The sequence below is a fragment of the Streptomyces sp. NPDC001380 genome (genome assembly GCF_042895785.1).
Classification (GTDB): domain Bacteria; phylum Actinomycetota; class Actinomycetes; order Streptomycetales; family Streptomycetaceae; genus Peterkaempfera.
This window is the reverse complement of sequence record NZ_JBIAWP010000002.1, coordinates 299,838-321,105: the sequence shown is the minus strand read 5'-3', so window position 1 is coordinate 321,105 and position 21,268 is coordinate 299,838. Positions and strand designations below refer to the sequence as shown.

Annotated in this window: 16 protein-coding genes; 11 read left to right on the top strand and 5 right to left on the bottom strand. The window is 77.5% G+C overall.

The annotated features are described in order from the left end of the window. The first annotated feature begins 254 nt into the window (after positions 1-254). The 5 genes from ACFY07_RS04145 (at position 255) to ACFY07_RS04125 (ending at position 8,271) form a co-directional block, all read left to right on the top strand. Positions 255-3,566: an alpha-mannosidase gene (locus ACFY07_RS04145; RefSeq protein ID WP_390867418.1), complete on the top strand. Its 3,312-nt coding sequence runs from the start codon at positions 255-257 to the stop codon at positions 3,564-3,566. Between the two features lie 268 nt (positions 3,567-3,834). After that, entirely contained in the window at positions 3,835-4,596 is a 762-nt protein-coding gene (ureA, locus tag ACFY07_RS04140; RefSeq protein ID WP_390867268.1) for an urease subunit gamma, read from the top strand. Next, a complete protein-coding gene (locus ACFY07_RS04135; protein WP_390867267.1) occupies positions 4,593-6,383 on the top strand; it encodes an urease subunit alpha in 1,791 nt (596 codons plus the stop codon). Before ureA ends, ACFY07_RS04135 begins: the two co-directional genes overlap by 4 nt. A 119-nt stretch (positions 6,384-6,502) precedes the next feature. Then, the gene (locus ACFY07_RS04130) at positions 6,503-7,564 is read left to right on the top strand and encodes an agmatine/peptidylarginine deiminase (protein WP_390867266.1); all 1,062 of its coding nucleotides are present in this window, start codon (positions 6,503-6,505) and stop codon (positions 7,562-7,564) included. A gap of 164 nt (positions 7,565-7,728) precedes the next feature. After that, complete coding sequence (locus ACFY07_RS04125) at positions 7,729-8,271, top strand: TetR family transcriptional regulator C-terminal domain-containing protein (protein WP_390867265.1); 543 nt, start codon at positions 7,729-7,731, stop codon at positions 8,269-8,271. An 87-nt stretch (positions 8,272-8,358) separates the two neighbouring features. Here the strand turns inward: ACFY07_RS04125 and ACFY07_RS04120 are convergent, their stop codons facing one another. Then, positions 8,359-9,303, bottom strand: a complete 945-nt coding sequence (locus ACFY07_RS04120; RefSeq protein WP_390867264.1) for a protein phosphatase 2C domain-containing protein — start codon at positions 9,301-9,303, stop codon at positions 8,359-8,361. A gap of 1,373 nt (positions 9,304-10,676) precedes the next feature. Between ACFY07_RS04120 and ACFY07_RS04115 the strand changes: the two genes are divergently transcribed. The 5 genes from ACFY07_RS04115 (at position 10,677) to ACFY07_RS04095 (ending at position 14,656) form a co-directional block, all read left to right on the top strand. Continuing rightward, entirely contained in the window at positions 10,677-11,753 is a 1,077-nt protein-coding gene (locus tag ACFY07_RS04115; protein WP_390867263.1) for a helix-turn-helix domain-containing protein, read from the top strand. Between the two features lie 9 nt (positions 11,754-11,762). Next, complete coding sequence (locus ACFY07_RS04110) at positions 11,763-12,329, top strand: hypothetical protein (RefSeq protein ID WP_390867262.1); 567 nt, start codon at positions 11,763-11,765, stop codon at positions 12,327-12,329. A gap of 111 nt (positions 12,330-12,440) precedes the next feature. Then, the gene (locus tag ACFY07_RS04105; protein ID WP_390867261.1) at positions 12,441-13,133 is read left to right on the top strand and encodes a DUF3105 domain-containing protein; all 693 of its coding nucleotides are present in this window, start codon (positions 12,441-12,443) and stop codon (positions 13,131-13,133) included. Positions 13,134-13,156: 23 nt separating this feature from the next. Next, entirely contained in the window at positions 13,157-13,855 is a 699-nt protein-coding gene (locus tag ACFY07_RS04100; protein WP_390867260.1) for a DUF305 domain-containing protein, read from the top strand. A 204-nt stretch (positions 13,856-14,059) separates the two neighbouring features. Beyond that, positions 14,060-14,656, top strand: a complete 597-nt coding sequence (locus ACFY07_RS04095; RefSeq protein WP_390867259.1) for a MarR family winged helix-turn-helix transcriptional regulator — start codon at positions 14,060-14,062, stop codon at positions 14,654-14,656. A 243-nt stretch (positions 14,657-14,899) separates the two neighbouring features. On the opposite strand, the gene ACFY07_RS04090 is transcribed toward ACFY07_RS04095, so the two are convergent. Together ACFY07_RS04090 and ACFY07_RS04085 are read right to left on the bottom strand one after the other, a co-directional pair. Then, positions 14,900-16,399, bottom strand: a complete 1,500-nt coding sequence (locus tag ACFY07_RS04090) for an AlkA N-terminal domain-containing protein (RefSeq protein ID WP_390867258.1) — start codon at positions 16,397-16,399, stop codon at positions 14,900-14,902. Between the two features lie 257 nt (positions 16,400-16,656). Next, complete coding sequence (locus ACFY07_RS04085; protein WP_390867417.1) at positions 16,657-17,283, bottom strand: DUF4230 domain-containing protein; 627 nt, start codon at positions 17,281-17,283, stop codon at positions 16,657-16,659. Positions 17,284-17,849: 566 nt separating this feature from the next. On the opposite strand from ACFY07_RS04085, the gene ACFY07_RS04080 reads away from it, so the two are divergent. Continuing rightward, entirely contained in the window at positions 17,850-17,978 is a 129-nt protein-coding gene (locus tag ACFY07_RS04080) for a hypothetical protein (RefSeq protein WP_255743719.1), read from the top strand. Positions 17,979-18,087: 109 nt separating this feature from the next. On the opposite strand, the gene rsgA is transcribed toward ACFY07_RS04080, so the two are convergent. Beyond that, positions 18,088-19,221, bottom strand: a complete 1,134-nt coding sequence (rsgA, locus tag ACFY07_RS04075; protein ID WP_390867416.1) for a ribosome small subunit-dependent GTPase A — start codon at positions 19,219-19,221, stop codon at positions 18,088-18,090. 572 nt (positions 19,222-19,793) lie between these two features. Then, positions 19,794-21,158: a YihY/virulence factor BrkB family protein gene (locus tag ACFY07_RS04070; protein ID WP_390867257.1), complete on the bottom strand. Its 1,365-nt coding sequence runs from the start codon at positions 21,156-21,158 to the stop codon at positions 19,794-19,796. Between the last annotated feature and the right edge of the window lie 110 nt (positions 21,159-21,268).

Genomic DNA, 21,268 nt, shown 5'->3' with positions numbered 1-21,268 from the left:
CGCACGGATGCCCGGCGGCGGCAGTGCGGCGCCGGGCCGGGCGGTGCGCCGCACCCCTGCGCCACTCCTCGCGGCAGTCCCCCGTGACAGGCCCCCCGCGCCAGGACCCCACGGCAGGCCCACGCGGCAGGACCCCGCCCCGGGCACGGCGGCGGCCCCGGACGGCCGCGGCCCAGGCATGGCCGGGCACGGGGGCGGGCACACCGTGGGGGTGCGGCGGCCCCGCCGCGCGGACCGACGGGCGGGTGAGCGGCGTGCACGACGACCGGCTGCTGGTGGAGGGCCGCCTGGACCGGGCGATGGACCAGTGGATCCGCCCGGCGCAGTACGGCGCCCGGTCCTCGCTGCGGGTCTCCGCGCGGCACCTGCCGGGCGAGCCGGTGCCGGTGCGGGAGGTGCTGGGGGCGGGGTTCGAGCCGTTCCCGGTCGGCGGGGCGTGGGGGCCGCCGTGGTCGACGACCTGGTTCCGCTTCGAGGGCGAGGTGCCGCGGGAGTGGGCGGGACGGCGCGTGGAGGCGGTCTTCGACCTCGGCTACGGGGAGGGCTGGCCGGGCTTCCAGGCCGAGGCGCTGGTGCACGACGCGTCGGGCGTGCCGCTCAAGGGGCTGCACCCGCGCAATCGGTGGATCCCGGTGGGGAACCCGGTCGCGGGCGGCGAGCGGGTGGAGCTGCTCGCCGAGGCCGCGGCCAACCCCGCGGTGCTGCAAGGCTTCCGACCGACGCAGCTCGGCGACCTGCTCACCGCGGGCGACGAGCCGCTGTACCGGCTGGCGCAGGCGGAGCTGGCGGTGCTGGAGGAGGAGGTCTGGCACCTGGTGCTGGACGTGGAGGTGCTGGCGGAGCTGATGCACGAGCTCGCCTTCACCGACCCGCGGCGGCACGGGGTCCTGCGCGCCCTGGAGCGGATGCTGGACGCGCTGGACCTGCACGACGTGCCCGGTACCGCGGCGGCGGGCCGGGCCGAGCTGGCGGAGGAGCTCGCCCGCCCGGCGCACGCCAGCGCGCACCGGCTCTCGGCGGTCGGGCACGCCCACATCGACTCGGCCTGGCTGTGGCCGCTGCGCGAGACGGTGCGCAAGGCGTCGCGGACCTTCGCCAACGTCACGGCGCTCGCCGAGGACTACCCGGAGCTGGTCTTCGCCTGCTCGCAGGCCCAGCAGTACGCCTGGGTGAAGGAGCACCAGCCGCACGTCTGGGAGCGCATCAGGCGGGCGGTGGCGGCGGGCACCTGGGCGCCCGTGGGGTCGATGTGGGTGGAGTCGGACACCAACATGCCCGGCGGGGAGGCGCTGGCCCGGCAGCTGGTGCACGGAAAGCGCTTCTTCGCCGAGGAGCTGGGGGTGGAGACCCGCGAGGTGTGGCTGCCCGACTCCTTCGGCTACACCGCGGCGTTCCCGCAGCTGGCGCGGCTGGCCGGGGTCCGCTGGTTCCTCACCCAGAAGCTGAGCTGGAACCAGACCAACCCGATGCCGCACCACTCCTTCTGGTGGGAGGGCATCGACGGCAGCCGGGTGTTCACGCACTTCCCGCCCGTCGACACCTACAACGCGACCTTCGCGGGCGCCGAACTGGCCCGCGCGGTGCGGAACTTCGCCGAGCACGGGCGGGCCGGACGCTCGCTGGTCCCCTTCGGGTACGGCGACGGCGGGGGCGGTCCGACCCGGGAGATGCTGGAGAAGGCCCGCCGGCTGCGGGACCTGGAGGGGTCGCCGCGGGTGGCGGTGGAGTCCCCGGTGGCGTTCTTCGAGGCGGCGGAGGCCGAGTACGGGGAGCAGGCGCCGGTGTGGACGGGCGAGATGTACCTGGAGCTGCACCGCGCCACGTACACCACCCAGGCGAAGACCAAGCAGGGCAACCGCCGGGCCGAGGCGCTCCTGCGGGAGGCGGAGCTGTGGGCGGCCACGGCGGCGCTGCGCGCGCCCGGCTACGCCTACCCGTACGAGGAGCTGGACCGGCTGTGGAGGACGGTGCTGCTGCACCAGTTCCACGACATCCTGCCGGGCAGTTCCATCGCGTGGGTGCACCGGGAGGCGCGGGAGACCTATGCGGCGGTGCACGCGGAGCTGGACGCGCTGACCGCCGCGGCTGCGGAGGCCCTGGCAGGCGCCGCGGCGGACGCGGGCGCGGCAGGGGCGACCGGGGCGACCGGGGCGACCGGCGAGGGGGACGCGGCCGGCGAGGGCGGCGAGGGCGACGAGGGCGACGGCGGACCTCCGGCGGCGCCGGGCGCCGTCCGCGGCACGGCGGTGCTCAACGCGGCGTCCTTCGACCGGGCGGAGGTGCTGGTCGGTGCGGACGGGGGGCCGCGGTGGGCCGAGGCGCCCGCGCTCGGCGCCGGCGCGCTGCGCGACGGCCTGCCGGACGGGGTCGCGCCGGCCGTGCTGCTGCGGGCCGGCGACGGCGGCTTCGTCCTGGAGAACGGCCTGCTGAGGGTGGTGGTGGACGCCGACGGGCTGCTGTCCTCGGTCCGCGACCTGACCGCGGACCGGGAGGTCCTGCCCCCGGGCGGACGCGGCAACCTCCTGCAGCTGCACCCCGACCACCCCAACCAGTGGGACGCCTGGGACATCGACCGCCACTACCGGCGGCGGTGCACCGACCTGGTGGCGGCCGAGTCGGTCGCCGGGGAGGCGGCGGGGCCGCTGCTGGCGTCGGTGCGGGTGATGCGGCGGTTCGGCTCCTCCTCGGCGGTCCAGGTGCTGCGGCTGGCGGCCGGGGCGCCGCGGCTGGAGGTGGCCACGGAGGTGGACTGGCGGGAGTCGGAGAAGGTGCTGAAGGCGGCGTTCCCGCTGGACGTGCACGCCGACCGGTCCACGGCGGAGATCCAGTTCGGGCACGTGCACCGGCCGACCCACACGAACACCGGCTGGGAGGCGGCGCGGTTCGAGGTCTGCGCCCACCGCTGGATCCACGTCGGGGAGCCGGGGTACGGGATCGCGCTGCTCAACGACTCCACCTACGGCCACGACGTGACCCGGAGCGCGGGGGAGCACGGCACCACGACCACCGTCCGGTTGACGCTGCTGCGCGCCCCGCGCTGCCCCGACCCGGAGACCGACCGGGACGTCCACCGCTTCCGGTACGCGCTGCAGCCCGGCGCCGGGATCGGCGACGCGGTGGCGGGCGGCCACGCGCTCAACCTGCCGCTGCGGACGGTACCGGGCCCCGCCCCGGCCGGGCCGCCGCTGGTCGCGGTCGAGGGTCCGGCGGTCACGGTGGAGTCGGTGAAGCTCGCCGACGACCGCTCGGGCGACGTGGTGGTCCGGCTCTACGAGTCGCGCGGCGGACGGGCCCGCGGCACCCTGCGGACGGGCTTCCCGGTCGCCGCGGCGACCGTCACCGACCTGCTGGAGCGTCCGCTCCCGGACGGCGCGGCGGACGCGCCGACCCCGGCGGGCGGCCCGCCGGACGCCCTGCGGCTGTCGCTGCGCCCCTTCCAGATCCTGACGGTCCGTCTGACACCGGCGGGCCGCCCGGCCCCGGCGCCGGTCCCGCCGTCGGTCCCGCCGTCGCCGTCGCCGGGCGAGGGGCCGGGGGGGGGGAGGCCGGGGGGCGCACCGGCGTGACGGGCCGCTCCCGGAGCGGCTCCCGCGGACCGGCCCCGCAGGCCGGGACCGGCCCGCGGGTCCGGTCGGGAGCCGTCGGCGCGCACCGCCCCGGTGCGCGGCGGGGCACGCCCCGGCCCTGCCCGGCCACCCCCGGAGCCCACCGGGCGCGCGCGGGCGGCCGGGTCGGGCGAGGCTGGACGGGACGAGGTGGACAGGGCGGCGGCGCTGGGGTTGAATGCCGCCCAGTCGTTTGAACGCCGTTCTAAACCCTGTCGAGCGAGGGCACGTGCGACTCACACCCACCGAGCGGGACCGGCTGCTGATCTTCACAGCGGCCGAACTGGCCCGCGCCCGCCGCGCCCGCGGCGTGCGCCTCAACGTCCCCGAGGCCACCGCGCTCATCGCGGACACCGTCTGCGAGGCCGCCCGCGACGGGGCCCGGCTGGCGGAGGCGATCGAGGCGGGACGCACGGTGCTGGGCGCCGACGACGTGCTGCCCGGCGTGCCCGACGTGGTCACGGTGGTGCAGGTCGAGGCGGTCTTCGACGACGGCACCCGGCTCGCCGTGGTCACCGACCCGTTCCAGGGCGCCGGTTCGCTCGGCGACGACGCCCCCGGGGCGGCCCTCCCGGGCAGCGGGGCCGGGTACGAGCCCGCGCCCGCGCCGCTGCGCCTGCCGGTGCGCAACACCTCGGACGTGCCGATCTCCGTCACCTCCCACTTCCACTTCTTCGAGACCAACCCGCGTCTGGCCTTCGACCGTGCGGCCGCGTACGGCACCCGGCTGGCCGTGGCGGCGGGCTCCTCGGTGCGCTTCGACCCCGGGGCGACGGTGGAGGTGGCCCTGGTGCCGATCGGCGGCGCCCGGGTCGCCGTCGGCTTCGCCGGCCTGGTGGACGGGCCGCTGGACGCCCCCGGCGCCAAGGAGGCGGCCCTCGCCAAGGCGCGGGCCACGGGGTACCTGACCGCGTTCGACGGGGGCACGGGGACCGGCGGGCCGGGCAGCGGCACGGGCAAGGGTGAGGACGAGGGGAGCAGCCGCGCATGAGGTCCGGCAACGCGGAGATCACCGGGGGCGGCGGCAGCAGCCTCCACGGCGGCATCGACGCCCACGACTACATCGCCGTGCACGGTCCCCGGGCCGGCGACCAGATCCGGCTCGGCGACTCGGGCCTGATCGTCCGGGTGGAGTCCGACTCCCAGGCACCGGGCGACGAGTTCCTGGCGGGCTTCGGGAAGACGGCCCGCGACGGCCTGCACCTCAAGGCCGCCGCCGTCCGCGACACCTGCGACGTGGTGATCAGCAACGTCACCGTGATCGACGCGGTGCTGGGCATCCGCAAGACGTCGATCGGCCTGGTCGGCGGCCGGATCGCCGCCATCGGACGGGCCGGCAACCCGGACACCCTCGACGGGGTGGACGTCGTCGTCGGCACGGGCACCACCATCGTCTCCGGCGAGGGGCTGATCGCCACCGCCGGGGCCGTCGACACGCACGTCCACCTGCTCTCCCCCCGGATCATGGAGGCCTCCCTGGCCTCCGGTGTGACGACGATCATCGGCCAGGAGTTCGGCCCGGTCTGGGGCGTGGGCGTCAACTCCCCCTGGGCGCTCCGCCACGCCTTCAACGCCTTCGACGCGTGGCCGGTCAACATCGGCTTCCTCGCCCGCGGCTCCTCGTCGGGCGACGCGCCCCTGGTGGAGGCGCTCGCGGAGGGCGGCGCCTCCGGCTTCAAGGTGCACGAGGACATGGGTGCGCACACCCGGGCCCTGGACACCGCGCTCCGGGTCGCCGAGGAGCACGACGTCCAGGTGGCGCTGCACACGGACGGCCTCAACGAGTGCCTGTCCGTGGAGGACACCCTCGCCGTCCTCGACGGCCGCACCATCCACGCCTTCCACATCGAGGGCTGCGGCGGCGGCCACGTGCCCAACGTGCTGCGCATGGCGGGCGTGCCCAACGTCATCGGGTCGTCCACCAACCCCACCCTCCCCTTCGGCCGGGACGCGCTCGGCGAGCACTTCGGCATGATCGTCTCCGCCCACGCCCTCAAGGTGGACCTCCCGGGCGACGCCGCCATGGCGCGCGACCGGATCCGCGCGGGCACCATGGGCGCCGAGGACGTCCTGCACGACCTGGGCATGATCGGCATCACCTCCTCGGACGCCCAGGGCATGGGCCGCGCCGGCGAGACCGTGCGCCGCACCTTCGCCATGGCCGGGAAGATGAAGGGCGAACTGGGCCCCCTCGACGGCGCATCCTCCCTCGGTGAGCGCGACGGCGGCGACGACAACGAGCGCGTCCTGCGCTACATCGCCAAGCTGACCATCAACCCCGCCATCGCCCACGGCCTGGCCCACGAGATCGGCTCCCTGGAGGTCGGCAAGCTCGCCGACATCGTGCTCTGGCGCCCCGACCACTTCGGCGCCAAGCCGCAGCTGGTGCTCAAGGCCGGCTTCCCCGCGTACGGCGTGGTCGGCGACCCCAACGCCTCCACCGACACCTGCGAGCCGCTGGTGCTCGGACCGCAGTTCGGCGCCCACGGTGCGACCGCCGCCGACCTCTCGGTGGCGTTCGTCGCCCAGGCCGCGGCCGACGCGGCCGACCCCGGCGCCTCCGGCATGGCGCACCGCCCCGGCGACGGCATGCCGACCCGGCGCCGCCGCGTCGGGGTGCGCCGCACCCGGGGCATCGGCCCGCGCGACATGGTCCGCAACGGCCGGACCGGCGAGGTCCGGGTGGACGCCGCCACCGGCCTGGTGACGCTCGACGGCGCCCCCCTGCGCTCCGAGCCCGCCGACAGCGTGTCGCTCAGCCGCCTCTACTTCCTCTGAGGCCCCGGTCCTCGGAGGCCCCGGTCCTCCGGGGCCTCCGAGGACCGGGCCTCGCCCGAGGCCTCCCCCAGCTCCGCCCCGCGACCTCCCCCGCGAGCCACCCCACCCCGAGGACTCCCATGACCGGCCCCACCCCCTCCCCCGCCGAGCTCGGCTTCTCCATGCCTGCCGAGTGGCAGCCGCACGAGCGCACGTGGATGGCCTTCCCCACCCCGAACGACACCTTCGGCTCCGACCCGTCCGAAGGCGGCGGCCTCGACACCGCCCGCCGCGCGTGGGCCTCCGTCGCCGACACCATCGTCCGCCACGAGCCGGTCAGCCTCATCGTCAATACGGGGGAAACCGAGGCCGCCCGCCGCTACGTCTCCCCCGCGGTGGAGGTCGTCGAGCGTCCGCTGGACGACGCGTGGATGCGCGACATCGGCCCCACCTTCCTGACCGACGGCCGGGGCGGCCTCGCCGCCGCCGACTGGGTCTTCAACGGCTGGGGCGCCCAGTCCTGGGCCTCCTGGGACGACGACGAGCACGTCGCCGAGCACGTCGCCGAGCTGTCCGGCGCCCGCCGCTTCGCCTCCCGCCTGGTCAACGAGGGCGGCGGCATCCACGTCGACGGCGAGGGCACCGTCCTGATCACCGAGACGGTCCAGCTCGACCCCGGCCGCAACCCCGGCTGGACCCGCGAGGAGGTGGAGCGGGAGCTGCACGCCTTCCTCGGCACCCGCAAGGCGGTCTGGCTGCCCCGCGGCCTGACCCGCGACTACGACGAGTTCGGCACCCGCGGCCACGTCGACATCGTCGCCGCCTTCCTCCGCCCCGGCCTGGTCGTCGCGCACAGCCAGCCCGACCCGGCCCACCCCGACCACGAGGTCTGCAAGGAGATCACCGCCCTCCTGCGCGCCTCCACCGACGCCCACGGCCGCCCCCTGGAGGTCGTCGAGCTGGCCGCCCCCACCGTGCTGCACGACGAGGACGGCGAGCCGGTCGATTACTCCTACATCAACCACTACCTGGCCAACGGCTCCGTGGTGCTCTGCGCCTTCGACGACCCGCGCGACGAGGCGGCCGCCGAGGTCTTCGCCAAGGTCTTCCCCGAGCGCACGGTGGAGCTGGTCGACGCCCGCCCGGTCTTCGCCAACGGGGGCGGCATCCACTGCATCACCCAGCAGCAGCCCAGGGCGTGAGCGCCGACCCGCCGCCGGGCCCGGGCGCGTCCGGCCCGGCAGGTCCCCCCGGGCCGGACGCACCGGGCGGGCCGGACGCACCGGACGCGGCCGGCGGACGGCCCCCCGGCCGCAGCAGGGCCCGGCGGGCGGCGCTGCCCCGCGAGCAGGTGCTGGCGGCCGCCATGGCCGCGATCGCCGAGCACGGCCTCGCGGGGCTGACCATGGCCGCCCTCGGCCGGCAGGTGGGGATGAGCGGCGGCCACCTCCTCTACTACTTCGGCAGCAAGGACCGGCTGCTGCTGGAGACGCTGCGCTGGAGCGAGGAGCAGCTGGGCGGGCAGCGCCGCGAGGTGCTGGCCCGCCCCGGGACGTCCGCGCGGGAGCGGCTCGCCGCCTACGCGGACCTGTACCTGCCCGACGGGCCCGGGGACCCGCGCTGGACCCTGTGGATCGAGGTCTGGGGACGGTCCCTCGCCGACGCCGGGATCCGGGGCGCGCAGCCCGACGTCGAGGAGCCCTGGCACCGCGACCTGGTGGCGCTGCTGCGGGAGGGCGCGGCCGCCGGGGAGTTCGGACCGGTGGACGCCGAGGCGGCCGCGGTGCGGATCAGGGCGCTGCTCGACGGCTTCTCCACGCCGATCGCCGTCGGGCTGCCGGGGGTGCGGCGGGAGGAGTCGCTGGCGCACGTGGCCGCGGTGCTCGACCGGCTGCTGGCCGCCGTCTGAGGCGCCCGGGCCGCGGTGCGGGCCCGCGGGGCGGGTCCGGTACCGCGGCCCGGGCGGCGGGCGGGCCGCCGCGCTCCGGGCGGAGGGTCAGCCGGTCCAGAACACGGCGGCGGCGCGGTCGCCCGCGTAGCCCTTGGCCCGCACCTGGAGCTGCCGCAGGAAGTCCACCGTGCCCGGCGGGTGCGGCTGCGACCAGTGGTCCGCGAGGAAGCGGGCCACGGCCGGCTCCTCCCGGACCGGTTCGGCGAGGCCCTCCGTCGCCAGCATCAGCACGTCGCCCGGGGAGGCGGTGACGAGCCGGAACCGGAACGCGGGGTCGGGCGGCGCGGCGCCCTCCCGCCCGTCCGGGTGCGGGTCGTGGAGCAGGCGCGCCCCGTAGGCGTCCACCCAGTGCCCGCGGCGCAGCAGGAAGAGGCCGCCGGGGCCGGTCCCGAAGCAGACCCGGTCGCCGACGGAGGGGTCCAGCGGGACCAGGACGCAGTGCAGCGCCCCCGCGTCCGCCTCCGGGCCCGCAGGCGCGCCCCCCGCCGGGCCCGGCGGCGCGGCGTCCTCACGAGGGCGGCGCGGGTCGGCCGGTGCGGCCGGCTCCGGGTCCGGGTCCGGGTCCGCCGGGCGCAGCTGCTGGGCGGCACGGGCGACCAGTCGCTGCAGGCCGAAGCGCAGGCCGTCGCGCGCGCCGCCGCGGAGGTCCGCGACGAGTTCGGCGCGGCTGCGGCCGAGCGCCGCGGCCAGGTGGCGGCACGCCTGGACGGCCGCCGTCGGCGGGGTGCCCGCGCCGCGGGGGGCGCCGGCCACCAGCGCGACCAGCATGCTGTCCGGCCCCTCGCCGAAGCGCGCCACGAGCAGGGCGTCCCGGCGCGGCTCCCCGCGGTAGCGGGCCGAGTCGCCGCGCACGGCGGCCGCCCGCAGGGTGAGGGAGCCGTAGCGGGCGCCCTCGACGACGGTGTCCGGGACCAGGTCGCCGAGGCCTTCGGGGTCGGCCGGGGGCAGGGCGGACGGCTCGGCGTCGTAGGTGGGGGGCCGGTCGCCCACGTGCGGCAGCGGCGGGCCCGGCCGCCGGGCGGAGGGGCGGTCGCCCGGGGCCGGTCCGGTTCGGGGGGCGGCGGGGACGGCGGGCGGTGCGGGCACGGCGGAGGACGGGCCGGGAGCCGGGGAAGGGGCGGTGGCGGCCGCCTCCGGAGGCACGGGATGCGGCTGCGGGTCCGGCGGCGGGGCTCCCCCGTCGGCGGGGCGCGGAAGCGGGGCCCGCGGGTCCGGCGGCGGGGCGGTCGGTCGCGGCGGGGCGGCCGGTCGCGGCGGGGCGGCCGGTCGCGGCGGCGCCGCGCGGGTGCCGTCGTCGGGCCGGACAGTGCCGCCGGCCTCGGGCGGCACCGCCTCCGGGCCCGGCGGAGGAGGTGCCTCCGGCAGGGGTGCACCGGCGGTGGGCGGCACCGCGGCCTCCGGACCGCCGGCGCCGTGCCCGGACTGCGGCGGCGGACCGCTCCCGGGCTCGGCGGTCCGGACGGGCTCCGCGGTCCGGACGGGCTCCGGGTCTCCGGGCTCAGGGCCCACGGACCCGGGGCTCACGGGCCCGGGGCCCACGGGCTCGGGGCCGACGGACTCAGGACTCACCGACCCGGGCCTCACGGGCTCGGGCCTCACGGGCTCGGGGCCGGCGGACCCGGGGCCCACCGACTCGGGGCCCACGGGGTCCGGGGCTGCGCCCCGCGGGTCCGGCGCCCCTGCGGGGGGACGCTGACCGGGCAGAACGGACGTGCGGGCCGCGGGCGCCCCCTCCGCGATGACGCCCTGAGCAGCAGCGAACCAGTCGTCCAGCGGGTCCGGTGCCGGAGCGACGCCCGCGTCGCCCGCGTCGCCGCGCTCCGCCCGGCCGGGGTCCTCGTCCCCCCGCTCCGCCGGGTCGCCGTCGCCGGGCCCCGCCGCGTCCGCCGGTCCGTCCCGCTCCTCGGCGATGACCCCCCACGCCGTGTCGAACCAGTCGTCCACCGTCCCCGTCCCGGGCGGGGAGCCGGGCATGTCGGGGGCGGTGTCCCGGGGCCCCTGGTAGACGGACTGCCACCACGCGTCCTCGGCACCGTCCCGGGGCGTCGTGCCCTGGCTGCTCATCGTCGCTCCCCTCCACCGGTCCTCGGACCGTCCCGGCGCGGGGCCGTGCCGCCGCCGGGAGCTCTCGACCGGTCGCCGGACTGCGGCGGCCCGCCGGTCATTGTCGCCGAGCCGGACCGCCCGCGCGGGGCGATGTACCGGATTGGGCCGCCGTGTGTCCGGCTGCCGCCACTGGCACCGATCGCACGTGATCGAACATGATGGGCACCGGACGCCCCGGCCGCACGGCCGGAACCGTCCCGGCACCACGCACGGTCTTCGGCACGCGGGTGCCGGGGACCGCGATTCAAGGGGGTCGAGTGCTCGGCTTCGTCGGACTGGACGACCGTGAGGAGAGCGCCTACCGCGCACTGGTCGGTGTCGGCGCGGCAGCCGCGCCGGAGCTGGCCAGACGCCTGGGCGCAGCCGAGGACGAGATAGCCGTGGCGCTGCGCAGACTGGAGCGGCGCGGTCTGGCGGCGCCGTCGCCCGGGCGGCCGGAGCGGTACGTGGCGGCCCCGCCGGCGGTGGCCCTGGGCGCCCTGCTCTCGCAGCGCCGGCACGAGCTGGACCAGGTGGAGCTGGCGGTCTCGGCGCTCGCCCGGGAGTACCGGGTGGGCGCGGCGGACATGGCGGCGCACGACCTGATGGAGGTCGTGACGGGCCGGGAGGGGGTGCGGCACCGCTTCGAGCAGCTGCAGCTCGGGGCCCGCGAGGAGGTGCTGGCCATGGTGACGGCGAGGCCGATGGCGGTCACCGGCCGGGAGAACACCGCCGAGGAGCGCGCGGTCGAGCGGGGCGTGTCGTACCGGGTCGTCGTGGAGCGCGGCATGCTGGACCGCCCCGGGGGCCTGCTGGAGCTGTCGGCGGCCCTGGGCCGCGACGAGCAGGTCCGGCTGGTCGACTCCGTCCCCTCGAAGCTGGTGGTGGCGGACCGCTCGGTGGCGCTGGTCCCGCTGACCGGCGGTTCGGCGTCGGCGGTGCCGTCCGCGCTGGTGGTGCACGCGAGCGGCCTCCTGGAGGCCCTGGTGGGGCTCTTCGAGTCGGTGTGGGATCAGGCGAGGCCGGTGCGGCTGGAGGGCGGCACGGCCGAGGTGTCCGACCCGGAGGGGCCGGACGACACCGACCTGCGGATCCTGTCGCTGCTGCTGGCCGGCCTGACCGACAGCAGTGTGGCCAAGCAGCTGGACCTGGGGCTGCGCACGGTGCAGCGCCGGGTGAAGCGGCTGATGGACCTGGCCGCCGTCTCGACCAGGATGCAGCTGGGGTGGCATGCCTACGAGCGGGGGTGGGTCCACCGGCAGCAGCCCGCGCAGCCGGACGAGGCGCTGCGGGGCCCTGAGGTGGGGGTGCGGGATCCGTCCCACACCCGACCCCTCACCCGTTCGGCTGATTAATATGTGCGCATGACCGTCTCCGTCCCCGTGCCCCGCCCGGCGCGGTCGGCCCCCCGGCCGACCCGGCCGGTGCGGACCCCGTGGACGGCGACGGCGTCGGGGACGGTGCGGGCCCTGCGCGCCCTGCTCCTGGCCGTGCTGGTCGTCCTGGCCGCGCCCGCGGTCTCCTCGTACGCGGCGGCCTCCCACGTCGGCCTGCCCCCGGCGGTGGCCGCGCACCACGGCAGCGCCCCGCACCCCACCGCCGTCCCGCAGCACGGCCCCGCTGCCGCGCGCCCCGGACCGGCCGCCCGCCAGGGGCCGACGGCGGCGCACGCCCCCGCGGCACCGCACCAGGACGGCCCCGCCCTGTGCCCCGTGTACGGGAGCGGAGGCGTCCCCGGCAGCGGCTGCTCCAGCCACCAGCACTGCCTGCAGGACGCGGTCCTGCCCGGCGGTCCGCCGCCGTGCCCGGCGGCGCCGGTCCTCGCGAGGCCGCTCGCGCCGCCCGCGGCGCCGGCCTCGGAGCGGCGCGGGCCGCTTCCCGGCAGCGACCGGGCTCCCGACCTCCATCTGCTCCAGGTCCAGCGGAACTGAGCGGAACCCTCCCGGCCGCGCGCCCTGCCGCGTCCGGGCCGGTGCGGCGTCCCCACGGGACGCCGGGCCACCTGTCGACACCCCTCCGTGCACACAGAGAAGGACACATCCATGGGTTCCGCTTCCAAGCAGTCCGCGGCCGCGCGCAGAGCGCGCATCGAGCAGCTGCGGCAGGAGGAGAAGCGCCGCGAGCGCCGCAACAAGGTCATCGCCTTCACGGCGGCCGGCGTGGTGCTGGCGGGCATGGTGGGCGGCGGCATCTGGATCGTCACCGATGCCAACAGCAAGGACGACGCCAAGAAGGCGCAGGCCGCCGCCTCGGCCTCCGCCCAGGCCGCGGCCAGGCAGGCGGCCGCGAAGACGGACATCCCCGGCGTGCGGACCTGGAAGAACCTCACCTTCAACCACGTCACCAAGAAGGTGGCCTACCCCATGACGCCGCCGGTCGGCGGCGACCACAACCCGCAGTGGCTGGACTGCGAGGGCAAGGTCTACGACAAGCCGGTGCCGAACGAGAACGCGGTGCACTCCCTGGAGCACGGCGCCGTCTGGGTCACCTACAACGGCAAGGCCACGCCGGCCGACATCAAGACCCTGTCCTCCAAGGTCTCCACCACGCCGTACTCCTTCATGAGCCCGTACCCCGACGAGAAGGGCACCGTCACGCTCTCCGCCTGGGGCACGCAGCTGACCGTGGACAGCGCCAAGGACCCGCGGGTGAACCAGTTCTTCCTCAAGTACGTCCAGGGACCGCAGACCCGTGAGCCCGGCGCGTCCTGCAGCGACGTCGGGGTCATGCCGTGACCGGGGCGGAGGAGGACGGCCTGATGGGCGGTGGCGCGGTGGACGGCGGGGACACGGCGGCAGCCGGGCGGCCCCGGCGGGGCATGTGGTGGCCCGCGGTGGTGGCGGGGTTCGCGGCGCTGTGCGTGGGCGCGCTGGCCCTGGTGGTCGGCACGTCCGGCGGGTCCCCCGCCTCGGCGGGGAGCCGGGCCGCGGCCGCGGTCCCGGCGGACGGCTCCCCCGACGCCGGCTTCGCCCGGGACATGTCGGTCCACCACCAGCAGGCGGTGAACATGTCGTTCATCGTCCGGGACCGCACCAAGGACCCCGAGGTGCGGCTGCTGGCCTTCGACATCATCAACACCCAGGCCAACCAGCGCGGCATGATGACCGGCTGGCTCGACCAGTGGGGCCTGTCGCAGACCTCCGCGGCGAAGCCGATGGCGTGGATGCACATGGGCCACGACTACCAGGCCCACGACGGCTCTCTGATGCCCGGGATGGCGACCAACACCGACCTGGACCGGCTGCGCAAGGCGGACGGCAAGGCCGCCGAGGTGCTGTTCCTGCAGCTGATGATCAAGCACCACAGGGGCGGCGTCGACATGGCCCGCGGCTACCTCGGGATGAGCGGCAACCCGGTGGAGAAGCGGCTGGCCGGGACGATGGTGGCCGGGCAGACCTCCGAGATCAAGCTGATGACGGACATGCTCGCCGCACGCGGGGCGAAGCCGCTGGGCTGACGCGCCCGGCGGGCCCGCCCGGGGGGCGGGGGCACGGCGGTCCGCAGGACCGTCCGCCCCCGCCCCCCGGCGCGTCGCGGAGGGGGCGGCCGCACGACGGGCACGGGTGCCGCCCCAGGGGCCGGCGGCGGACGGGTCGGCCGTGCGCAGGCCGGCGGCGGACGGGTCGGCCGTGCGCAGGTCGGCAGCGGTACGCTGTGGGCCATGCCGCAGCCCGAGGAGCAGCACCAGGACCGCCCCGCGCCCTCCGGCCCCGACACCGGCGGCGGCCCCGGCCCCGGTCCCGGTCCCGGCAGCAGGGCGGACACGGACTCCGAGGCCGCGGTGGCGGCACGGCAGGCGCGGCGGCTGACCGACGTGGTCACCCGGCTGCGCCGGGCGCTGCGCAGCAGCATCCGCACCGACTACCCGTGGGAGTCGCTGCCGATGGCCCAGGTGGAGCTGCTGCAGACGCTGGCCGCGGCACCGATGCGGGTGGGCGAGCTCGCCGCGCGGCAGCGGCTGGCGCCGAACACGGTGAGCGGCCTCGTCGGCAGGCTGCTGGAGGCCGGGTTCGTCGACCGGCAGCCCGACCCCGGCGACCGCCGTACCGCGCGGATCGCCCTCACCGAGGCCGGCCACCGGCAGCTCGCGGACTGGCAGCGGGCCCACGAGCGGCGGATGGCCGCCGCGCTGGCGTCGCTCTCCCCCGCCGACCGCGGCCTGGTGATGCAGGCGCTGCCGGGCCTGGAGCACCTCGCCGACGCGCTGGGCGACCCGGTCGAGGAGCCGGCCGGGCGCCGGTCGGCCGCCGGTGCCTGACCGGCGGACCGGCTGACCGGCGGACCGCCCCGGGAGGTACCGGACAGCACCGGGGGGCCGGGCGCCGGCGCCGTACAGACGGCAACAGGTCGTCCCTGACCGGTCCCGCGGGCCGCAGTCCCGCACCGGCCCACAACATCACGGACCCACGGGCTCACGGGCCCACCCGAGCGGCTCTCGCACGCCGGCCGCCGGGACCGCGCCCGTGCGGTGCGGTGCAGGACGGACCAGGACCGGAACCCGTCAGCCCGCCGCCGAGGCCGCCCTCCAGAGGTGGTGGACGGCGTAGGAGCGCCAGGGCGTCCATGCCTCCGCCGCCCGCACCGCCGAGGCGGGGTCGCCCGGGAGGCCGAGGCGGAGCAGGCCGTGCCGCACGCCCGCGTCGCCCGGGAGCAGCACGTCGGGGTCTGCGAAGGCCCGCATGCGGATGTACCCGGCCGTCCAGGGGCCGATGCCGGGCAGGTCCAGGAGGGCGCGGGCGGCCTCCTCCCGCTCGACCCCGGCGTCGACCCGGACCCGGCCGTCGGCCAGGGCGGCGGCCAGGCCCAGGAGGGCGCGGCGGCGGGCCGCGGGCATGGCGAGGTCCTCGGGTGCGGCGCCGGCCAGCGTCTCCGCCGCGGGGAAGAGGACGGACAGTCCCCCGCTGGGGGCGGGCAGCGGCTTTCCGTACCGGGCCGCGAGCCGCCCGGCGAGGGTGCGGGCGGCGGCCACCGACACCTGCTGGCCCAGGACCGCCCGCACCGCGAGCTCGTGCGGGTCGACGTGGCCGGGCGAGCGCAGTCCGGGGCGGCCGCGCACGAGGGGGTCGAGGACCGGGTCGGCGCCGAGCTGCCCGTCGACGGCCTCCGGGTCGGCGTCGAGGTCGAAGAGGGCGCGCAGCCGCTGGACGGCCGTGGTGAGGTCGCGCAGGTCGGAGAGGTGGAGGCGGCAGTCCAGCCAGCCGCGCCCGGCGGGCGCGCCGGGCGCGGGGCCGTCGACCTCGGCGACGGCGTGGCCGTGCGGCAGGGCGAGGGTCCGGCGGTAGGTGCGGGTGCCGCGGGCGGCACCGGGGACGACCTCCTCCACCCCGGGCACGGCGCGGACCGCCAGGAAGTCCATGAGGTGCCCGGCGTCGAGGACGCCCCGGTGGGCGAGGCGCAGGGCGATGCCGCCGCCCTCGGCGGCGCGGGCGCGGCGGGCGGGGCTGACCTCGGCGCGGAGCGCGGTGGGGTTGCGGTCGTGGACGGCCCGGACGGTGTCGTTGAACTGCCGGACGCTGGAGAAGCCGGCGGCGAAGGCGACGTCGGTCACCGGCAGGTCCGTGGTCTGCAGCAGGATGCGGGCGGTGTGGGCACGCTGGGCGCGGGCCAGTGCGACGGGGCCCGCGCCGAGTTCGGCGGTGAGCTGGCGGCCGAGCTGGCGGGTGCTGTAGCCGAGGCGGGCGGCGAGGCCGGTGACGCCCTCACGGTCCACCACGCCGTCGCGGATGAGCCGCATGGCCCGGCCGACGAGGTCGGCGCGGGTGTTCCAGTCCGGGGAGCCCGGCACCGCGTCGGGGCGGCAGCGACGGCAGGCGCGGTAGCCGGCGGCCTGGGCGGCCGCGGCTGAGGGGTAGAAGCGGACGTTGGCGCGCTTGGGCGTCACGGCCGGGCAACTGGGCCGGCAGTAGATGCGGGTGGTGGAGACGGCGGTGAAGAACACGCCGTCGAAGCGGCCGTCGCGGCTGCTCAGGGCCCGGTATCGGGCGTCGTCGTCCTCGGTCACGCTCCCAGTGTGCGCCGTCGTCCGGGGCGCGACCGGCGGGAATCGGACACGGACGCGGACGCGGACGCGGGCAGGAGACGGACGGGGCAGGCCGGGGGCCGCTGGACCGGGGCCGGGGCCGTGGCACCGGGGCCCGACCGTGGCACGGACCCCGGGGGCGGCGCCGTCCGCGGGCGCCGTCCGCCGTCCCGCCCCCTCCCGCCGGGTGCAGCCGGAGGGAAGGGGGCGGGACGGCGGACGGGGCCGCGCGGCGGGCGTCAGCCGAAGCGGACGTCCACGCTGGTGAAGCCCAGCGACTTCAGCAGGCCCTGCAGCATGGACCGGGTGTTCTGCTCGGCGCGCGCGTCGAGGTCGCTCTGCCGGGCGGCGTCCTGGATCTTCCTGGCGGCCAGGACGTTCAGCTCGTGCTCGTTGCCGGGGTTGTCGCCGAAGAAGTCGCCGAACCGGTCGAACAGCCCGCGCTCCTTGGTGAAGACGTACGAGCGCTTGGGGTCGAGCGCCGCCTGGTCGAGCTGGGCGTGGGGCAGCCGGAGGACGGCGCTGCGGCGGTCGGACGAGACGGTGACGCCGTCCTTGCCGACCCGGCCCAGGTCCACGTACGCGCCGACGCTGCCGGCGCCCACGTAGAGGGTGCGGCTGCCGCGGATCGCGCTGGGAAGGAACTTGGCGTCCTTCTCCAGGTCGACGATCACCTGGTAGTTGCCGGTCGCGGCCTGGTAGCGGCTCATGTCCTGGATGGACTTGAGCACCGCCGGGCCGCTGCGGTCCTTGGTCTCGGTGCCGAAGAGGTCGGGCAGGCCGGGCAGCCAGTCGAGCTTGAAGGCGGCCAGGAAGAGCGCCGCGATGACCGCCAGGGTGACCGGCAGGCCGACGTACCACGGCACCCGCCGCCGCTCGCGGCGGTAGGCGCCGCGCTCGGGGCCGTCCGGCGCCGTGCGGCCGCCGCGGTCGTGCTCCTCGACCGCGGTGCGGCCCGGCTCGTCGTCCACCCGGCCGCCACTCCTCTTCGCTTCGTGTGCCTCTCCGTGGGGCGGCATGTCGAAGACACCTCCCGTCGCCCGCACCGGGGGGCCCTTCCCCCCGTGCGCTTATGCCCCGTCCTGCGCCGGTGCATGGCGGGGCCGCGGGATCGTGACGGTCCCGGTACGGCGCCGCAGCGGGCGTGGGCGCTGCGGACGGCCGGTCCGCCCTGCGCCCTCGCCTGCCGCGCCGCACCCTACCGGCAGGGTCCGACAGTGCTGACGGCCCGTCCGCATCCCGGCGGCCCGCCCCCGGCGGGGGCGCGACGCGGAAGGAGGCGGGGGGGGGACACGCACCGCCTTCTCCCTGACGGGACGGTGAACTGAAACAGAATCAGCTTCACGCGAACGGCGGCACCACGGGGTGTGAGGATCCGACCGTATGGGCAGATCGGAGGTACCGCACCGTCCGACGACCGGAGGTCCCCGCCATGGTCGGCGTCGTCATCCTGGGCATCGTCATCGTGGCCCTGGGCATCGCAAGCGTGTTCCTCACGCTCTGGAACGAGGGCGAGAAGCTGCCCGGCCGCCTGCGCCGCCGCCCGCCGCGGGCAGGGTAGGCCCTGCCCGCGCCGTGCTCCCCGACGAGGCCGCGCGGTTCCCCCGGGTCCGGCCCGGGGGAACCGCGCTGCCCGTCCGCGGCCGCGGCGGGCTGCGGGCGGCGTCCCGTCAGCGGCGGCGCGTCACCCCGGCGTCGCGCACCGACTTCTGGACGATCTTCCACTGGCGGCGGCGCTCGGCGGCGAGGCGCGCGTCGCCGCGCGCCTCGATCCAGGCGTTCTCCCGCTGGAGCTTGCGGTAGCTCTCCCAGCGCCGCACCGGCAGGGTGCCGTCCTCCAGGGCCGCCGCGACCGCACAGCCGGGCTCGGTGCGGTGGGCGCAGTCGTCGAAGCGGCACTGCGCCGCCAGCTCCTCGACGTCGGAGAACGCGTGGCCGAGGCCCTCGGCGCCCCCGAGGAGGCCGACGCCGCGCAGACCCGGCGTGTCGATCAGGACGCCGCCGCCCGGCAGCGGCAGCAGCTCGCGGGTGGTCGTGGTGTGCCGGCCCTTGCCGTCGCTGTCGCGGACGTGCCGGACGGCCATCACCTCGGCCCCGGCGAGCGCGTTGGCGAGGGTGGACTTCCCGGCGCCCGACTGGCCCACGAGCGCGGTCGTGCCGCCCAGGCAGGCCGCGAGCACGTCCATGCCCTCCCCCGTCGCGGCCGAGACGGCCAGGACGGTCGCGCCCGGCGCCACCGCCTCGACGTCGTCGCGGATGTGACCGGCGTCGGCGGCCAGATCGGCCTTGGTGAGCACCACCAGGGGCTGGGCGCCGCTCTCCCAGGCGAGGGCGAGGAAGCGCTCGACGCGGCCGAGGTCGGGCTCGGCGGCGAGGGAGACGGCGATCAGCACGGTGTCCACGTTGGCGGCGAGGACCTGCCCCTCGGAGCGGCGGGAGGCGCTGCTGCGGACGACGGCGGTGCTGCGGGGCAGCAGCGCCCGGACGGCCGGGAGCGGGACCGCCTCCGGGTCCACCGCGGCCCAGTCGCCGGTGCAGGGGCACCGGACGGGGTCCGGGTGGCCGACCGGTCCGGTGTCGGCGCGCAGGGTGCGCAGGCCGGGGAGCGGGGAGGCGGCGCCGGAGGGGCCGCCGCCGTCCGGGCCGGGTCCGGCGGTGCCCGCACCGGAGGGACGGGCGGGATCGGCGACGACCACGTCGCAGCGGCCCCGGTCGACCCGGGTGATGCGGCCGGGGACGAGGCCGGCGGCGCGGTGGGGGGCGAAGAGCTCGTCGAGCCCGGGGGTCCAGCCGTAGGCGGCCAGGGGGTCCGTCCCGGGGGCCGGGGTCGCGGGGACCGGCGGGACGGCCGGCCGCGCGGGGGTGGGGCGGGCGGGGGTGTGCGGTGCGGAGGTCTGCTGTGCGGAGGTCTGCGGTGCGGAGGTCTGCTGTGCGGAGGTCTGCTGTGCGCGGGTTGCGTCGGACAACGCAGGAAGCCCTTCGGGGAGAACGGTTCCCGGCCGGGCGCGGTACGGCGGTCCGTACGGTCAGGCGGCGGCCGGAAGGAGGCGGGAACGAGGGCTGCCGGGGGCAGCCGTGACGGCGGTGACGGCCATCGGGCCCACCTCCTCTCCTCGTCTCCGGCCCCTGGACGGGGCGCGCGTGCACAGCGGTCCGCGCGGCCGGAGCGGACCGGCGGCGCGACGGGCATGAGTCTAGGGGCGCCCGGGTCCGGTCCGCACCCGGTTTTCCGGCCGCCCGGCGCGGCACCGGTCGAGCGGGGCTGCAGGCCCCGTCCGGCCCGAGGCGGCCCGAACCGGCCCGAACCGGCCCGAGGAGGCCCGCGCAGGGCCGAGGCGGCCCGAACCGGCCCGCGGCCGCGCGCTGCGGCGCCCGCTCAGCCGCGCGGGGTGCGGTGGACCGGGGGGCGGCCGGGCGGGGGGTCGCTGTCCGGGGGCGGGGGGGCGGAGCGGCGGCGGGTGCCGCGGCCGCCGAGGCGGCCGCGCACGTCGCCCGGGGGCAGCAGGTCCGCCCAGCGCTCCGGGTACTCGGACGGCGCGTGGCCGCCCGGATCGTCGTCGGGTCCGCCGTCGTCCGACCCGTCCCAGTCCTCCCCGTCCCAGCCCTCCCCGTCCCGGCCCTGTCCGACGCCGCCCGGGGGGCCGTACGGGCGGCCGCCCGCCGCACCGCCGGACCGGGGCCCGGGGGACGTGGGCGGGCGCTGGGCGGGGGTGCGCCCGGTGGCGGCCCGGTCGGCGGTGCGGTCGGCGGCCGCACGTTCGGACTCGGCCCGGGCGGCGTCGTGGCGCGCCGTGGCGGCGCGGGCCTCCGCGGTCTGCGGGCTGGGCCAGCGGCGGTCGACGGCGGTGTTCATCGCCGCGCCGATCAGCACGGCCAGCGCGACCACGAAGATCCACAGCAGGACCGCGACGGGGGCGGCCAGCGACCCGTAGACGGTGGGGCCCTCGACCGAGCTGACCAGGTAGACCCGGAGGACCATGCTGCAGACCACGAGGACGACCAGGGCGACCAGGGCGCCGGGGATGTCCTCGCGCCACGGCGTCCGGACGGGGACGGAGACGTGGTACAGGGTGGTGAGGGAGACGATCAGCAGCAGGATCGCGACCGGCCAGTACAGCGCGGTGACCAGCCCGGCGACGCCGGGCAGGGCCGCGACCACCATGCCGGGGCCGGCCACCAGCAGCGGCAGCACCAGGGAGCCGATGACGAGCGCGGCGAGGTAGAGGCCGAGGGAGAGCGCGCGGGTGGCGACGATGCCGCGCTTGCCGTCCAGGCCGTACATCACGGTGATGGTGTCGATGAAGATGTACAGGGCGCGGGAGCCCGACCACAGGGAGAGCAGGAAGCCGATCGAGATCAGGTCGGGGCGGCCGCCGTCGAAGACGCTCTTCAGCAGCGGCCGGACGATCTGGTCGACGGACTCGCCGGACAGCACGGTGCCCGAGGCGTCGATGATGTCCTGCTGCAGGTTGTCGATGGTGCCGGCGCCCACGATGTCGTCGAGGTAGCCGAGGGTGCCCGCCAGGCACAGGAGCAGCGGCGGGATGGAGAGCAGCGTGAAGAAGGCGGCCTCCGCGGCGAGGCCGGTGACCCGGTACTCGACGCAGGTGCTGGTGGTCTCCTTCACCAGCGCCCAGGCCGTGGCCCGCCACGAGCCGCCCACGGGACGCCGCGCCGCGCGCCGGGTGCCCTTCGCCCGGTGCCTGGGGGTCTTCCGCGGGGTTTCGCCTGCTGGTTGCACGTCACCACCGTATCCGGCGGCGGGCCGCACCCTCATGTCCCGGCCGGGCGGCCGCAGCGGGCGCCACCTCCCCCGTCTCACCTGGTGAGGACTTTCTGTCCACATCGCGG